Here is a 14,985-nt window from a genome sequence, read left to right as displayed (position 1 = left end):
AAATGAATGTTGTGGCGGGTGGTTTTTCAATTGGCAGCTGTTCAGTGGGGGGCATCTTATTCCTCATCCCGTGACGGTCATGGTGGTTCGTCTAACTCGATGAGCATACATGCCGAGTGTGGTATAAACGCTCCTGATGTGGGCCGTTCCAGTACAGCTAAGGGCGGTAGCAGTCAATCTGGTACATCGAGCAGCAGCAGGCGCAGCGACGACCGGGGTGGCAAACACTAATTTAAAGTTTGACACTTTCAGGCGGCCGGTAAGGTCGCCTTATTTACGGCTTCGGCTTTACCAGCCTTCCTGTCAGGTTAATAATGAAATCCTTTTATCGTCAGGCGGCGCTTGATCATCGGTCATATGCCTGGAAAGGCAGGGCGCTGATGGTCCGTGGTCTTCCCCTATGGGCGTACCTCGCCTTTACCATCCTGTTTTTTACCCTGCTTGCCTCGTTTCTCTGCGCCGGCAGTTACACCCGTCGTGTTACCGTAAGTGGTGAGCTGGCCTCATTGCCCGGCCCGGTCAGAATCGTTGCGCCTGGTCAGGGGGTTATCCTCAGCAGGCTGGTCGGCCCGGGGGACCGTGTTAGAAAGGGACAGCCGCTTTACGAAATTGACGTCAGCCATACTGCTCGCTCCGGCGTGGTTAGCCTTCAGCAGCGGCTGAATACGCAGGCACAGATAAAAAGCGTGGACGGCATTATTAGCCGCCTGCAGGACAACCGGCGCGTTACCTTGGCGACGCTTGCACAGGAGAAAGCCAGCTATACGGCTGCGCTGATGCATTCGGCTGATGTTCTGAATCAGGCCTCGGAGGGATTGCGGGAAATGAAGCAGAACATGGACAGCTACCGCCGCTATCAGCGAGCGGGGCTGATAAATCGGGATCAGCTTTCGCAGCAAGCGTCTCTCTATTATCAGCAACAGAGCGATCTGCTGACGCTCAGTAGCCAGCGTGAACAGAACGCCCTACAGGTACTGGTACTGGAGGGCGATATCCGCACCCGTGCTGCAGACTTTGATAACGATATTTTTCGCATGGAGATGCAGCGCAGCGAGCTAGTTCGTCAGGATGCTGAGGACGACGCCGCCGGCACGCTGGTCGTTACCTCGCCGGTGGACGGCCGGGTGGATACCGCCGGGCCATCGCCCGGGCAGGCTGTCAGCGTTGGAGACGCGCTGGTACAGGTTATCCCCGGCGGTATGGTGCGCTGGCAACTGGTCATGTGGGTACCCGACGGCGTAGTGCCCTTCATAAGGATGGATGCCCCGGTAAGCATCCGCTACAACGCCTTCCCGGCAGAGAAGTTTGGCCAATTTCCAGGGCGCATTGCACAGATAGCTACCGCCCCGGCTACTCTGCAGGAAAGGATGGCCTGGTCCGCAGCGCCGTCAGCCGGCGTTGCCGGAACCTGGTACAGGCTCACCGTTACACCCGACGTGACGCACTTTGACTGGCAAGGACGGCACCTGCGTCCCGGAAACGGGCTGCGGGCGGAATGTACATTATTTATGGAAAAGCGCAAGCTGTGGCAGTGGGCGCTGGCGCCGCTCTATGAGATGCGTGACAGCACTCGGGGGGCAGCACATGGAAGGTAACGGCCTGAACTGGCTGCTGCGCCGACTCAACTTTTCTATGCGCCCGCGCGTACCACTCATCCTGCAGACGGAAGCCGCCGAATGCGGCTTGGCCTGCGTCGCAATGGTGGCAGGTTGGCACGGCCATTACGTGGATCTGTCAGCCATGCGCTGCCAGGGCAGTTTCTCGTCGCGCGGGGCCACGCTGGGCACGTTGCACACTCTTGCAGGTAACGCGGGTCTTGCGGGCAGGGCGCTTGCACTGGAGCTGGATGAGCTATCCGCCCTTCGCCTCCCATGTGTTCTGCACTGGAATTTCAGCCATTTTGTTGTATTGGTCGGCCTCTGTGGCGATCGGGCCATCGTACACGACCCCGCCTGCGGCAGACGAGTCGTAAGCCGACAGGTACTGTCGGAGAGCTTTACCGGGGCGGCGTTGGAGCTGTGGCCCGCCCGCGACTTCCGCCCCCAGAAAAGGCAGGCCCGCGTCCGGCCGACGGAATTAATGCAAAGCATTCGCGGCTTCGGCGCAGCGCTGTTCAAAATATTCTGCCTGTCGGCGATGACCGAAAGCATCAGTCTGATGCTGCCAGTGGGAACTCAGGTGGCTCTCGATCATGTGGTACCTGCCTCCGACCACGGGCTGCTGGAGCTGGTCTGTCTGTCGCTGGGCGCACTTATCCTGCTGCAAACCGGGCTGAATCTCATCCGGGCGTGGACGGTGATGGTGACTGATACCCTGACTGATGTGCAGTGGAAGGATGGCCTGCTCGGACACCTTCTGGGGCTACCTCTGCCATGGTTTTCCCGGCGTCGCACGGGCGACATTCAGTCCCGCTTCGGCTCGCTGGATGTACTGCGCGACACGTTCGTGCACGACATCACCGGCTGCGTCATTGACGGCATTATGCTACTCGGGTCACTGGCTTTGCTGGGCGCCTACGGCGGGGCTTTGCTATGTAGCGTGGTAGCGGGGTTCGTGCTACTTGCTATCCTGATGCGTCTGATTTCCTTTCCCCGGTATCGCCAGCTGACGGAGGAGCAAATGATAAAAAATGCTGCGGCTGGCTCCCACTTTACCGAGTCGCTGTGGGGCATTGCCACCATCCGCGCGCAGGGGCTGGCAGCGCAGCGCAGGCGTAACTGGCTGACACTGGAAGTGGATGCCGCCAACGCCGCTGTGAGCCGCCGGCGCTTTGATATCCTTTTTAGTACCGTCAGCGGTCTTACGGGTGCGTTGGACAATGTGGTTGTCCTCTGGCTTGGCGTCGGGGCTGTCATGACCCATCATCTCTCGCTCGGAGCGTTTGTGGCATTCGGGGTATTCCGCGAGATATTCACCGCCAGGGCCCTGTCGCTGACCAATATGTTCCTGCGGCTGGGAATGCTTTCTCTGCACGGGGAGCGGATTGCGGACATCGCTCACGCACAGCCCGAGCCTGCAGAGCCGACCGCTGACCTCTGGCCCGCAGGAACCGCCATGAGGCTGGAGGCGAAGGGGCTAACATTCCAGCATGATAAACAGTCGCCGACAGTTTTTCGCGGGCTTGACCTCATAGTGACCGCTGGTGAGAGCGTGGCCATAATCGGCCCGTCAGGGTGCGGGAAAACCACGCTGATGAAGGTGTTATGCGGTCTCATACCACCCGGGGGAGGCTGTGTGCTGGCCAGCGGACGCGACATTCACGCCGCTGGCGTGGATAACTATCGCCGCACGGTGGCCTGTATTCTGCAAGAGGACAGACTGTTTGCGGGTTCCCTGCGCGAAAACATCACCGGCTTTCATGAGGCTCCCGACGAGGCGTGGCTTCACGAATGTGCACACCTTAGCCATATCCACGAAGACATCATGGCCCTGCCGATGGGCTATGATACCCTGACCGGAGAGTTAGGCGAAGGCTTGTCGGGCGGGCAGCGCCAGCGTATTTTTATCGCCCGCGCCCTCTACCGTCGGCCAGGTATTCTGTTTATGGACGAGGCGACCAGCCACTTGGACGAATATAACGAGGCACTAATAAACGACGCCATACGCGGGCTGAGCGTAACCCGTATCATCATAGCCCACCGTTGGTCGACGATAGCCTCAGCTGATCGGACGGTAGACCTCGGTCTCCGGCCGCTATAAAAGGAACCTATTGCGCTACAGGAGATAATCACGCTGATATTGATGTTAACGTTGATCTTATCTCCTTCCCTGGGATCGTGCAGCAGTAGACGCTACCACGCAGATCAAAGCCATCCTGGCCGCAGCCGGCACGCCGATCGGTCCTAACGACACCGCTATCGCCGGCCATGCCGTAGCCGTGGGCGCCATTCTGGTAACGAATAATACGCGTGAATTTGTGCGGGTACCGGACCTTAAACTGGAAGACTGGAGTGAGTGACTGCCTTATGTTGTTAGAAACTGACCGCCTGCTGGCCCCTTACCGGTCCTGCCGCTCGCCCACTTTTAATCCCGCCGATCCCAGCTCGGCCTCTTCGCTCTGACGGACGATATCGCCGTTATTCATAATGAACATCAGCTTCCCCTCCCAGAACTCGGTGAGAAAGATATCCTCACGTTTCAGCTGACACCGCTCGACTTCCTTCAGTAGCCAGGCTTCGTCTTTATCAATCAATGCCAGATCGCCGGGCCGCGCCTTGCCGTTTTTCATGACGATCACCGAGGGCATCAGGCTACCCTCGGCAATGACCGTGACCTGGCCGCCCGGCTCAATCTGCGCGTAGCGCACTTCCTGAAAGGAGAGGATGCCCTGAGTATGGATCTGCGAGGCGACGCTCAGAATGTCGATCTTGTTCCGTCGGGCGAGAATATTGTCCATCAGGAACTGGCCATTTTTGATGATCGGAATGGGGTCGCCAATGGTGATGGAGCGAAATAGCGAAAAGTGCTTACTGATGGCGTTAAGTGAGGTGATAAAGGCCACGCCGATCAGCAGTAGCACCACATACTGGTACAGAGGAATACTGTCGCTGTAAATCACGCCGCCAATAATGCCGCCCAGCACAAAGTTGCCGATAAAGTCGACGGGCGTCATTTGTGAAAGCTGAGTTTTTCCGGAAAAATTCAGGTGGGTAATGACGATGGCAAAGCCAATAAAAAATTTGAGCAGAATAAATCCGTAGTACTCCATAAGCCTCTTCCCTTCGATAAAAGTTCTTCATTAGCGTAGCAGAAGCCAGGGATAAGTAGAGAAACTGTGCGGTAACACCTCAATAATAAACCCCGGTAAGAGTAAGGCATTGATAACCCTTTTACCCACCGTTTATTTAACTATAATGATCCGACTGCTTACGCGGAGCAACACAGCTACCGCCAACTTTTATGGAGATGATGAACATGAGTTATTCACTACCATCCCTGCCTTACGCCTATGACGCGTTAGAGCCACATTTCGATAAGCAGACGATGGAAATCCATCACACTAAACACCACCAGACCTATGTCAACAACGCCAATGCCGCGCTGGAAGGCACCGAATTTGCCAGCCTGCCGGTAGATGAGCTGATCGCTAAACTGGATCAGGTTCCTGCGGACAAGAAAACCGTACTGCGCAACAACGCGGGCGGCCACTCTAACCACAGCTTCTTCTGGAAGGGCCTGAAAACCGGCACCACCCTGAGTGGCGACCTTAAAGCCGCTATCGAAAAAGACTTCGGCAGCGTGGACGCATTCAAAGCTGAATTTGAGAAAGCGGCCGCAACCCGTTTTGGTTCAGGCTGGGCGTGGCTGGTTAAGAAGGGTGACAAACTGGCCGTCGTCTCTACGGCTAACCAGGACAGCCCGCTGATGGGTGAAGCTATCTCTGGCGCTTCCGGTACGCCGATTGTTGGCCTGGACGTGTGGGAACACGCCTACTACCTGAAGTACCAGAACAAACGTCCTGACTACATTAAGGCGTTCTGGGAAGTGGTTAACTGGGACGAAGCGGCAGCCCGTTTCTCCGCAGCAAAATAAATCCCTCCACGCTGATGCGTGAAGACAAACCGGCGAGAGGGCTTCGCCGGTTTTTTTACGTCTGTCTCCGGCCATCATCTGCGTAAAATCGCGTGTAATCCTGCCCGATCGGCTTCTTCCCCCCGTTTATGCTGATTATCCCCCGCAATCCGGCGTTAACCGCTTAAGTGTCCAGATGTCTGGATGGCTAATATCATTTTGTGTTAGCTTATGCGCTTTCGTTCGTTGTCAGCCGTGACAAACCATTAAAAAATGCGGCCAGACGTTTTTGTATTCGCCAGAGAATTTCGCTTATGAACGGGGTAAATCGCTTAGAAATGCGTCAGGTAGCCATTGCCTTTGGCGGTTTTTCCGCACTCAACGGCGTTGATTTCAGCCTTGAAGGTCATTCGGTTCATGCCCTGACCGGCGCTAATGGTGCGGGGAAATCGACGCTGATGGCCGTATTATCCGGGGCGTACGATCATTACAGCGGGGAGATCCTGCTTGATGGTAAGCCGGTATCCATCCGCACACCGCGCGATGCCCGACAGCTGGGGATCCATCTGGTGCAGCAGGAGGTTGATGTCGCCCTCGTACCGACCCTGAGCGTGGCAGAAAACATCATGCTCGACAGGCTGGCCGAAGGTGGACAGGTTTATCACTGGGGCGAGATTCGCCAGCAGGCCAGGGCACTGCTGCAACAGCTGGACGTCTCACTGGACGTGCGTCGCCGCATCGATCAGTGTTCGCTGGCGGAAAAGCAGCAGATTTTGCTGGCCCGCGCGCTCTCCCATCACTGTCGCTTTCTGATTCTGGACGAACCCACTGCGCCGCTGGATCAGCATGAGAGCGAGCGGCTGTTCGCCGTGGTACGCCGCCTGCAAAGCAGCGGGATCGGCGTGGTCTTTATCTCTCACCGCATTCATGAGCTGCGGGAAATCTGCGATCGGCTGACGGTGCTGCGCGACGGCCAGCTGGTTGAAACGGGCCCGATGGCGCAGCTTAGCGGCGAGCAGATCGTTGAGAAGATGCTGGGCCATCAGCTGGACGACATCTATCCGCCCCGACGCCCACCCTTCGGCAGGGAGACGCTGATGGCGGTGCAGGGGCTGCACGATGAGCACCTTTTGCGCGATATTTCGCTGACGCTGCGCAAAGGCGAAATCCTGGGCATTGCCGGGCTGGCCGGCGCGGGGAAAACCGAGCTGTGCAAGGCGCTGTTTGGTGTCAGTCGCAGCCGGATTACGCGGGGCGAACTGCACGGAAGGCCCTGGAAACCCACCTCGCCTCATGCGGCGGTGAAAAACAGGATGGCGCTGATCCCCGAGGAGCGGCGGAAAGAGGGCATTTTTATCGACGAATCGGTCGCGATGAACCTCAGCGTTACGGACGATAACAGCTTTTCCCGCTGGGGCCTGTTCGGGCACCGTCAGGCCTGGCGCTGGGCAGAAGAGATTATTCAAAAGCTCGGGGTGCGCACCACCGGGCCGCAGCAGACGCTCAGGCGCCTGTCGGGCGGTAATCAGCAGAAGGTCGCGATCGGCAAATGGCTGCGCAATAACGCTGACGTCCTCATTCTCGATGAGCCGACGAAGGGCGTCGATATAAAAGCCAAAACCGACCTGTTTACGCTAATTGACGGGCTGGCACGGCAGGGGAAAGGGGTCATCTACGCGTCGGGTGAATTCTCCGAGCTGGTTGGCCTGTGCGACAGGATCTGCGTCCTCTGGGACGGACGCATTGTGGCTGAAATGGCTGCCCAGGACGTTGATGAAGAAACACTTTTACTTTATTCCACCGGAGGAACGCCTGCGTGAGCAGCAATGAACTTTCCCTGAAGCGGACGCCCGTGCGTCACCAGCTGTTTGAATTTCTCTATAAGTGGGGAATGTTGTTAACCTGCGTGGCGCTCATCGCCGCATTTGGCCTGGCCTCGGACAGTTTTCTGGAGCCGACCAACATCATTAATATCCTGCGCTCAATCGCCATCGTTACGGTGATCGCCGTAGGCGTCTCGGTTTCGCTGACCATCGGCGGCTTTGACCTCTCCGTGGGGTCTACCGCGTCGCTGGCAAACTCGCTGGTTATCTCCCTGTTCGTCTGGTACGGCTACGGCAGCGCCGAGGCAATAGCGCTTACGCTGCTGCTCTGCACCCTGGTCGGGCTGTTTAACGCCTTTCTGATCGTTGTGCTGAAAATTCCCGACATGTTAGCCACGCTGGCCAGCCTGTTTATTGTGCAGGGGGTGGCAATGACCTGGAGCTTTGGCGGCTCCATTACGGAAAATATGGTAATGCCGAGTGGCGATATGGCCGAAGGGACCATCCCGGCCAACTTCTCCCTGCTCGGCCAGGTGCCGACCATCGTCATTATTATGCTGGTGGTCACCCTGGTGGCCCAGCTTGGGCTGTCGCTGACCAAACATGGCCGTCGGATGTATGCCATTGGCGGTAATCCAGAGGCGGCGCGCCTGTCGGGTATTCGTACGAATCGTTATCGCGTGCTGGCCTACGTTATTGCCTCACTGCTGGCGGGGCTGGGCGGCATTCTGCTGGCATCGCGCATCGGCTCATCGCAGGTCAATGCCGGTGGTGGGTATCTGATGGACGCGGTCGCCGCCGCCTGGATTGGATTCTCGCTGGCGGGTTCCGGAAAGCCGAATGCGCTGGGCACGCTGGTGGGGGCGGTGATCCTCGGCGTGCTGCAAAACGGGCTGGTGATGCTCTCCGTGCCCTATTACGCCATGGATATTATCAAAGGTCTGGTACTGGCCGTCGCGCTGGCTATCACCTATATCCAGCGGCGTTAGTCACCGTTAATGTTCCCCGGGTGCCGAAAGGCGCCCGAACCTGTGCTGAATCCGGCGTCTCTGACGCCCTGACTGTCTAAGAGGATAGTAATAATAATGAAAAAGCTCCCACTGGCACTGCTTGCTATCAGCCTGCTCTCCACCGCCCCGACCTTTGCCGAGACCGGCGCTGCCGTTCCGGCCGCCATTGCCAACCACGCCGGCCCGGTACGCATTGCGGTTATCCGTAATCTGGGATCGGATGACAACACCACCCAGTTTGTTGCCGGTGCCATTCAGGAAGGCCGCAGTCTGGGTTTTAAGGTCAGCACCTTTTTGAGCAACGGTGATGACGCGCGTTTTCAGGACTTCGTTAATCAGGCGATCAGCCAGAAATATGACGGCATTATCCTCTCTCACGGCAAAGACCCCTATTCGACCGGGCTGGTGAAGCGCATTGCCGATGCGGGTATAAAAGTCTCCGTGTTCGATACGCCGGTTAACCAGCCGGTGGAGGGCGTGACCGTCACCGCGCAGGATGATGCTTCCCTGGCGCAGCTGTCGCTCGATCAGCTGATCAAAGACACCAACGGCAAGGCGAATATCGTCAAGCTGTGGGTCGCGGGCTTCCCGGCGATGGATCGCCGTCAGGTGGTGTATGAGAAAGTGCTGAAGGCCAATCCGGGCATTCACCAGCTGGAGTCGATCGGCGCAGTATCCTCTGACGTGCAGGGCGACACCGCCAATAAAATCGGGGCGATTCTGGCCAAATACCCGAAAGGGAAGATCGATGCTATCTGGGGATCCTGGGATGCCTTTGCCCAGGGGGCCTACAAGGCTCTGCAGGAGAATGGCCGCACGGAGATCAAGCTCTACAGCATCGACGTATCCAATCAGGATTTGCAGCTGATGCACCAGAAGAACAGCCCGTGGAAACAGACCGTGGCGGTGGACAGCAAGCTTATCGGCGCGATCAATATGCGTCTGGTGGCGAATAAAATCGGGGGGGAAAAGACCCCGGCCAGCTGGCAGTTTAAGGCGGCAGCCATTTCTCAGGCGCAGCTTGCCAGCCAGCCGGGTGCGGTTAACGTCGCCAGCCTGAATAAAATCCTGCCGGGCTGGGGGGAGTCATCCGATTTTGTCGCGCCGTGGTTTGCCACGCTGCAGGCTAAGTACGCGAAAAAATAAGCGTTTTTTGTGCGATTCGGGTAATAACATTTCCCAAAATATTCTCCCCGGGAGAGGGCATTAAATTTATGATAATTGTTCTCTCCGTTTATTTAGAAGCTGTCTTAGGGTCTAACATGGAGTCACACCATGCTTTTACTTCTTTCACATGGGCTTGCAGAACTCTCCGTTCTTCTGATTCATTCTGCGGGGGGAGGGCGGAGTTACCATAAGTGATGAAAGAGCGTTCGCTGGTGATTTTTTTATTTGAAAGTGCTGTTGCAGCCTCAGCCATCTCCTTTCTTTCAGTCATTGAAAACGCACTCAGGTTGGTAACAATACTACGCATATCCGATTTAGCATTTTCGGTTGTTTCATCTAGTATCTTATTACAATGGTCAATGGTCATTTTGAGCATTGTGAATATAAATTCATCGCTATTCATAAATGCAGTAATCTTCATATGTTCATCGGTTTTTTCCTTAGTGGAATTAGAGGCAACGAACGGATTTATATTTAATTTATCTTTATTTGAATCAACAGGGTGGTTAGATACATTCGATAATCTGGTTATTCCAGATAATTTCGCTAATTTTTCAATATTTTCACCATATTTTTTCACATCAAACATTCTGGGTCTGTTAACAATGTTCTTTATTTTTTTTTCGAGCAACCTCTTAGCGAGGTCGATGTGTTTTTCGTCTTTTTGTGCGAGTTCATAAACTGCATCTGTTTTTCTGAATATGTAAGCTTTTATAATGTTTGTAATAGGCATTTTATTTTCATCCTTTAAATAAACTCCTCAACTCTATTTATTTTTTATGAAAAATAATATAAAAAAAGACTCATTTATGTTTACACCATTAAAAAAACGTCTGACGATCCTGGTGATAAAATCAGCAATAATGATTACACAGGGTGACACTGTGTTGGCGTGCGGGGATAAGGGAGCCTTATACCCGCAGCAGGGAGGTAAGGATTAAAAAGCCGTTTTAGCGAAGCCGGTCATTTCCTTCAGGCCCATTTCGCGGCCCAGCGCGGTCATGGGGTGTACCACGACAATACCGCGCACGCTTTTCTTCAGGGCGCCCATATTGGCCTGCTCTTTTTTAGTGATCGCCCGGCTGAACGGCAGCTGCTTCAGCTTCTGCGCTTCTTTGCTCAGGTTCTCATCGCGCACTTCACGCAGGCGCTCAATCTCAGCAATCAGCTTGTCTTTGGCTTCCTGTAACTCGCCAAGCTTCTCTGCATCGCCGGATTCCAGCAGCAGTGGCTCTTTATGCGTAAGGGCGTCCAGCTTATCGCTGAGGACCTTTATCTCTTCCTGAACGTGTTCTTTCATTATCATTAACCGTAGTGTGATTCATTGCTGCAAGGATACACGAAAGCGGCAGGAAGTGGGAAAAGCAGCCGGCTACTTTTTGAAAGCCTGCTTGAGGCTGATGCGGGAAATCAGTTCGGTCAGCGACAGGACCAGGGTGGAACGGACGACCTGCTGGTAGCGCTGCCGGAGCATGGCGACCATCTCCGGATCGGCGATGGAAAAATCGGGGCGGGGGGGTAAAGCGGTCACGCAGTGCAGCTCGCCAAAGGGTCCCAGCAGCTCATCATCGGTAAAGCGGTAATCGGTGCCATCGTCGTTAAGCGCCTCGCGCAGCGCCATCAGCAGTTCTGCATCTTCGTACTCGCTGCGGTTGATTACGCCAAGGCCATAAATCAGCTTCAGGCGCACCGACAGTTCACCCAGCGGCCCGTTGCCCAGCAGCAGAGGCTCGACCGCATATTTCACCGCATAATCATCCTTGCGGAAAACCTGAATCACCAGCAGGTTAACGGCTTCGGCCAGCAGCTCAACGGCTGCAATCAGAAAACTTCTTACCGAACGTCCTGCATTCAGGCGTTCCAGCACCCGATTCTCAAAAGCCTGTGGTTTTTCCATAAGAGCCTGCATATCAATCTCTGACCCTGCGGGGTGCCGCCTTAACGGGTACGGCGTTTGCCGTACCCTGTCCGTTCATCCGTTGAAATCGGAAGTGCGGGCATTATGCCATAGCGTTCCAGGCTTTAACTACGGCGGTGACCACTTCGCTGTCGGCATCAAGCCCGGAAATCTCCACCAGAGTAGCCTGCACCCCCAGCGTTGACAGCATCGTTGTCAGCTCCAGCGCCTGGGGGTCCTGGTCGCTGCGATAATGCATTGCAGCGGCAATGCCCGTCACCAGGTTATCGTGCGGCAGGCCATATTCCAGCGTACCCAGCGTGGGTTTGATCAGGCGGTCGCCTGCACTCAGCTTGCGCAGCGGCTGACGTCCCACGCGTTCGACATCATCCTTAAGCCAGGGGTTTTCAAAACGGCCAAGAATTTTTTGAATGTAGGCCGCATGTTTATCAGCATCAAAGCCATAGCGCCGCACCAGCACCGCGCCGCTCTCCTCCATCGCCCCTTTAACCACCTTACGTACGTGCTCATCCAGAATGGCATCACGGATGGTCTGGTGTCCGGCCAGCTGGCCGAGATAGGCGGTAATAGCGTGTCCGGTATTGAGCGTAAACAGCTTGCGCTCGACAAACGCCATCAGGTTATCGGTCAGCTCCATGCCGGGGATCGCCGGAAGGGGGCCTTTAAACTGTGTCTTATCGACGATCCACTCGCTGAATGTCTCAACGGTGACTTCAAGGGGGTCAGCCGTACCCGCCTCGGAAGGTGGCACAATGCGGTCCACGGCAGAATCGACAAAGCCAACGCTGGCATCGACCCAGGCGTGATACTGCTCCGGCAGCGCCTTGAGCACGTGCCCCTTAAGCTGGGTGGTGCCGCGCACCATATTTTCACAGGCAATGATATTTAACGGACGGCTATTGCCGCTGTCGCTGCGCGCGATCAGCCCTTTGGCGATGCCGCCTGCGATACGTTCGAGGATCTGCGGGCCCACTGCGGTGGTCACGATATCCACCTCCGCAATCAGAGGGATAATGTCATCGCTGGCGCTGCTGACCGCATTCACACCCTTCACGATCTCCAGCTGGGCTTCTTCGCCGACGACGCGAACCGGGTATTCGTGGCGCGCATTGAGCGCGTCCAGTACCACCTGGTTGACGTCAGCGAAGGTCAGCTGAATACCGGCGTCTGCCAGTAACTTACCAATAAACCCACGGCCGATGTTACCGGCACCAAAATGTAATGCTTTCATAACTTTTTCCCGTATTAACGATCGAGGGCCGGACAAACCCGACCCGGAAAATGGGCCGGGCATGCCCGGCCCAGGGAGGTCAATTCTGTCAGCCTGATGCGCTACGCTGTTTTTTTACCTGACAGCAGATCCAGCACTTCCTGCACACTGGAGGTGGTGGTCAGCTTAGCGATCACGCTCTCATCATCCAGCGCATTCGTCAGGCTGGTGATCACCTGAATGTGTTCATTATTGCGGGCGGCGATACCAATAACCAGCCGGGCAATATCCTCTTCCTCCTCGCCAAACTGCACGCCGTCAGGATACTGGCAGAACACCACGCCGGTTTTCAGCACGCGGTCTTTGGCTTCAATGGTGCCGTGCGGCACGGCGATGGATTCGCCCAGGTAGGTCGGCGTGAGCTTTTCACGGTCGAGCATGGCTTCAACATATTCTGGCTCAACGTAGCCCCCTTTCACCAGCTGTTCACCGGCAAAGCGGATGGCCTGCTCTTTGTTGCTGGCGTGGTTGCCGAGGAAAACGTTGCTGGCGCTCAGCCGGAACAGATGCTCCTGGCTGTCGTCATAGCTATCACTCAGGGCGGCACTCACTTTATCACGATGGCCCGCGCTGCGATTCGCCTCCACCAGACGCGATGTCAGGTCGGTATAGAGTCCGCTGTCGAGAAAGTTAGTCAGCGAAATGTGCTGGGCATGAGGAGCCTGACGCAGGGCGCGCTCGGTGAGGTCGCGGTGGGTAATGACCAGATCCACATCGCCTGGCAGATTATTGATGGCGGTATTGGTCACGGAAATATTCGTCAGACCGGCATCGTTAACCTTTTTACGCAGAACGCCCGCGCCCATTGCGCTGGAACCCATTCCGGCATCGCAGGCAACGATGATTTTGCGCACCAGGCTCAAATCACTGTTCAGACCGTTAGCGCCATTCGCGGCGGCAGACGACGTCCCGACCTGGCCTTTAGACTGCGCTTTCATATCGCTAACGCGACGCGCGGCCGCGTCGATATCCTCTTCTTCCTTCACCTTGCTGGTCTTCAGTAAGATAGCGGAAACCACGAAAGAGACGGCAAATGCGGCCACAATCGCCGCGATATTAGCGAAGTAGGCACCTTTTGGCGTCATCGCCAGTACGGCGAGGATTGAGCCAGGCGAGGCAGGAGAAACCAGACCGCCGTGAAGCAGCGTCAGGGTAAAGACGCCGGTCATACCGCCGAGGATAACGGCCAGAATCAGCCGCGGGTTCATCAGCACATAGGGGAAGTAGATTTCGTGGATACCGCCCAGGAAATGGATGATCGCCGCACCGCCAGCAGACTGTTTGGCATTGCCCCGGCCAAAGAACATATAGGCCATCAGCACGCCCAGGCCCGGACCGGGGTTAGCTTCGATCAGGAAGAAGATCGACTTACCGGCTTCACTCGCCTGCTGAATCCCTAACGGGGAGAAAATACCGTGGTTGATGGCATTATTCAGGAACAGAATTTTTGCCGGTTCAACAAAAATTGAAGTCAGCGGCAGCAGATTGTTCTGCACCATCAGGTTTACGCCCGCGGCGAGGATATGCGATAGCCCCTCTACCAGCGGACCGATCGCCAGAAACGCGAGGATAGCCAACAGCATGCCGATAATCCCGGCAGAGAAGTTGTTAACCAGCATCTCGAAGCCGCTTTTGATTTTGCCGTCGACCAGACGGTCGAATCTTTTGATGGCCCAGCCGCCCAGCGGTCCGGCAATCATCGATCCGAGAAACATTGGCATATCCGCACCAACAATCACGCCCATGGTGGTAATTGCACCGACCACGCCGCCGCGATCGCCGCCCACCAGTCGACCCCCGGTGTAACCAATCAGCAACGGCAGCAGATAGGTGATCATCGGTGCGACCAGTTTGGCCATGGTTTCATTCGGCAGCCAGCCGGTCGGAATAAACAGCGCGGTGATAATACCCCAGGCGATAAACGCGCCAATATTCGGCATTACCATGTTGCTCAGAAAGCGACCAAAGTTTTGTACTTTGATCTTGATATCTGATGAGGACATAAAAACACACCCCTTATTGTTCCGCGCTAACAAAAAAGCGCGCGCGAGAGATTTTTTAGTTGAGGAAGTCGCGGTGGCACCGTCGGTATCACTGTATGCAGCCGGACTCTATCACGTGACTTTCTGCCTGCGTAGTGAGCAGAGAAAGTGTGATCCACATCACTAGATTCGGGTGGGGTATGGGGGGATTTTAGTGATAATGATCACAATAAAACGCTGTAAATAAAATACGCAGGCGGAATCTTTCACCTTAATCGGGAATAAATGTGATGAGTATCACATT

General features: G+C 55.7%; 12 protein-coding genes and 1 pseudogene. 7 read left to right on the top strand and 6 right to left on the bottom strand.

Features of this window, described 5'->3' with window-relative positions:
* Positions 1-314 precede the first annotated feature (314 nt).
* The 3 genes and pseudogenes from A1830_RS01060 to A1830_RS20950 all read left to right on the top strand — a co-directional run.
* Positions 315-1,595: an HlyD family secretion protein gene (locus A1830_RS01060; protein ID WP_067700458.1), complete on the top strand. Its 1,281-nt coding sequence runs from the start codon at positions 315-317 to the stop codon at positions 1,593-1,595.
* Complete coding sequence (locus A1830_RS01055; RefSeq protein ID WP_067700455.1) at positions 1,585-3,699, top strand: peptidase domain-containing ABC transporter; 2,115 nt, start codon at positions 1,585-1,587, stop codon at positions 3,697-3,699. The genes A1830_RS01060 and A1830_RS01055 overlap by 11 nt, the downstream gene beginning before the upstream one ends.
* A gap of 61 nt (positions 3,700-3,760) precedes the next feature.
* A pseudogene (locus A1830_RS20950) lies at positions 3,761-3,958 on the top strand (VapC toxin family PIN domain ribonuclease); the annotation flags it as partial.
* A 39-nt stretch (positions 3,959-3,997) separates the two neighbouring features.
* On the opposite strand, the gene A1830_RS01050 reads toward A1830_RS20950, so the two are convergent.
* Complete coding sequence (locus A1830_RS01050; RefSeq protein ID WP_067700452.1) at positions 3,998-4,708, bottom strand: DUF421 domain-containing protein; 711 nt, start codon at positions 4,706-4,708, stop codon at positions 3,998-4,000.
* Between the two features lie 206 nt (positions 4,709-4,914).
* Between A1830_RS01050 and sodA the strand changes: the two genes are divergently transcribed.
* From sodA to A1830_RS01030, 4 genes are all read left to right on the top strand, one after another.
* Positions 4,915-5,532 carry a superoxide dismutase [Mn] gene (gene sodA, locus A1830_RS01045; RefSeq protein WP_067700449.1) on the top strand — a complete coding sequence of 206 codons (618 nt, stop codon included), beginning with the start codon at positions 4,915-4,917 and terminating at the stop codon, positions 5,530-5,532.
* Positions 5,533-5,825: 293 nt separating this feature from the next.
* On the top strand, positions 5,826-7,331 hold the full coding sequence (locus tag A1830_RS01040) for a sugar ABC transporter ATP-binding protein (RefSeq protein ID WP_067700446.1): 1,506 nt from the start codon (positions 5,826-5,828) through the stop codon (positions 7,329-7,331).
* Positions 7,328-8,323, top strand: a complete 996-nt coding sequence (locus tag A1830_RS01035; protein WP_067700443.1) for an ABC transporter permease — start codon at positions 7,328-7,330, stop codon at positions 8,321-8,323. The genes A1830_RS01040 and A1830_RS01035 overlap by 4 nt, the downstream gene beginning before the upstream one ends.
* A 96-nt stretch (positions 8,324-8,419) precedes the next feature.
* Entirely contained in the window at positions 8,420-9,490 is a 1,071-nt protein-coding gene (locus A1830_RS01030) for a sugar ABC transporter substrate-binding protein (RefSeq protein WP_067700440.1), read from the top strand.
* An 88-nt stretch (positions 9,491-9,578) separates the two neighbouring features.
* Here A1830_RS01030 and A1830_RS01025 read toward each other — a convergent pair whose 3' ends face one another.
* From A1830_RS01025 to A1830_RS01005, 5 genes are all read right to left on the bottom strand, one after another.
* On the bottom strand, positions 9,579-10,244 hold the full coding sequence (locus A1830_RS01025) for a hypothetical protein (RefSeq protein ID WP_067700437.1): 666 nt from the start codon (positions 10,242-10,244) through the stop codon (positions 9,579-9,581).
* A 204-nt stretch (positions 10,245-10,448) separates the two neighbouring features.
* Positions 10,449-10,811 (bottom strand): YibL family ribosome-associated protein, encoded by a 363-nt coding sequence (locus A1830_RS01020; protein ID WP_067700434.1) that lies wholly within the window; start codon positions 10,809-10,811, stop codon positions 10,449-10,451.
* 72 nt (positions 10,812-10,883) lie between these two features.
* Positions 10,884-11,408 (bottom strand): MltR family transcriptional regulator, encoded by a 525-nt coding sequence (locus A1830_RS01015; protein ID WP_304439230.1) that lies wholly within the window; start codon positions 11,406-11,408, stop codon positions 10,884-10,886.
* Positions 11,409-11,511: 103 nt separating this feature from the next.
* Positions 11,512-12,660 carry a mannitol-1-phosphate 5-dehydrogenase gene (gene mtlD / locus A1830_RS01010; RefSeq protein WP_067700429.1) on the bottom strand — a complete coding sequence of 383 codons (1,149 nt, stop codon included), beginning with the start codon at positions 12,658-12,660 and terminating at the stop codon, positions 11,512-11,514.
* A 101-nt stretch (positions 12,661-12,761) separates the two neighbouring features.
* Entirely contained in the window at positions 12,762-14,702 is a 1,941-nt protein-coding gene (locus A1830_RS01005) for a PTS mannitol transporter subunit IICBA (protein ID WP_067700426.1), read from the bottom strand.
* Positions 14,703-14,985: the final 283 nt, after the last annotated feature.

The sequence above is a fragment of the Erwinia sp. ErVv1 genome (assembly GCF_900068895.1).
Lineage (GTDB): Bacteria > Pseudomonadota > Gammaproteobacteria > Enterobacterales > Enterobacteriaceae > Erwinia.
The sequence above is the reverse complement of the archived record's forward strand: the minus strand, read 5'-3'. Positions and strand labels throughout refer to the sequence as shown.

What these genes read in the sequence shown, in the direction of transcription:
- A1830_RS01060 (WP_067700458.1), top strand. Translation starts at nt 315, where the DNA reads ATGAAATCCTTTTATCGTCAGGCGGCGCTTGATCATCGGTCATATGCC.
- A1830_RS01055 (WP_067700455.1), top strand. Translation starts at nt 1,585, where the DNA reads ATGGAAGGTAACGGCCTGAACTGGCTGCTGCGCCGACTCAACTTTTCT.
- A1830_RS01050 (WP_067700452.1), bottom strand. Translation starts at nt 4,708, where the DNA reads ATGGAGTACTACGGATTTATTCTGCTCAAATTTTTTATTGGCTTTGCC.
- sodA (WP_067700449.1), top strand. Translation starts at nt 4,915, where the DNA reads ATGAGTTATTCACTACCATCCCTGCCTTACGCCTATGACGCGTTAGAG.
- A1830_RS01040 (WP_067700446.1), top strand. Translation starts at nt 5,826, where the DNA reads ATGAACGGGGTAAATCGCTTAGAAATGCGTCAGGTAGCCATTGCCTTT.
- A1830_RS01030 (WP_067700440.1), top strand. Translation starts at nt 8,420, where the DNA reads ATGAAAAAGCTCCCACTGGCACTGCTTGCTATCAGCCTGCTCTCCACC.
- A1830_RS01025 (WP_067700437.1), bottom strand. Translation starts at nt 10,244, where the DNA reads ATGCCTATTACAAACATTATAAAAGCTTACATATTCAGAAAAACAGAT.
- A1830_RS01020 (WP_067700434.1), bottom strand. Translation starts at nt 10,811, where the DNA reads ATGAAAGAACACGTTCAGGAAGAGATAAAGGTCCTCAGCGATAAGCTG.
- A1830_RS01015 (WP_304439230.1), bottom strand. Translation starts at nt 11,408, where the DNA reads ATGGAAAAACCACAGGCTTTTGAGAATCGGGTGCTGGAACGCCTGAAT.
- mtlD (WP_067700429.1), bottom strand. Translation starts at nt 12,660, where the DNA reads ATGAAAGCATTACATTTTGGTGCCGGTAACATCGGCCGTGGGTTTATT.
- A1830_RS01005 (WP_067700426.1), bottom strand. Translation starts at nt 14,702, where the DNA reads ATGTCCTCATCAGATATCAAGATCAAAGTACAAAACTTTGGTCGCTTT.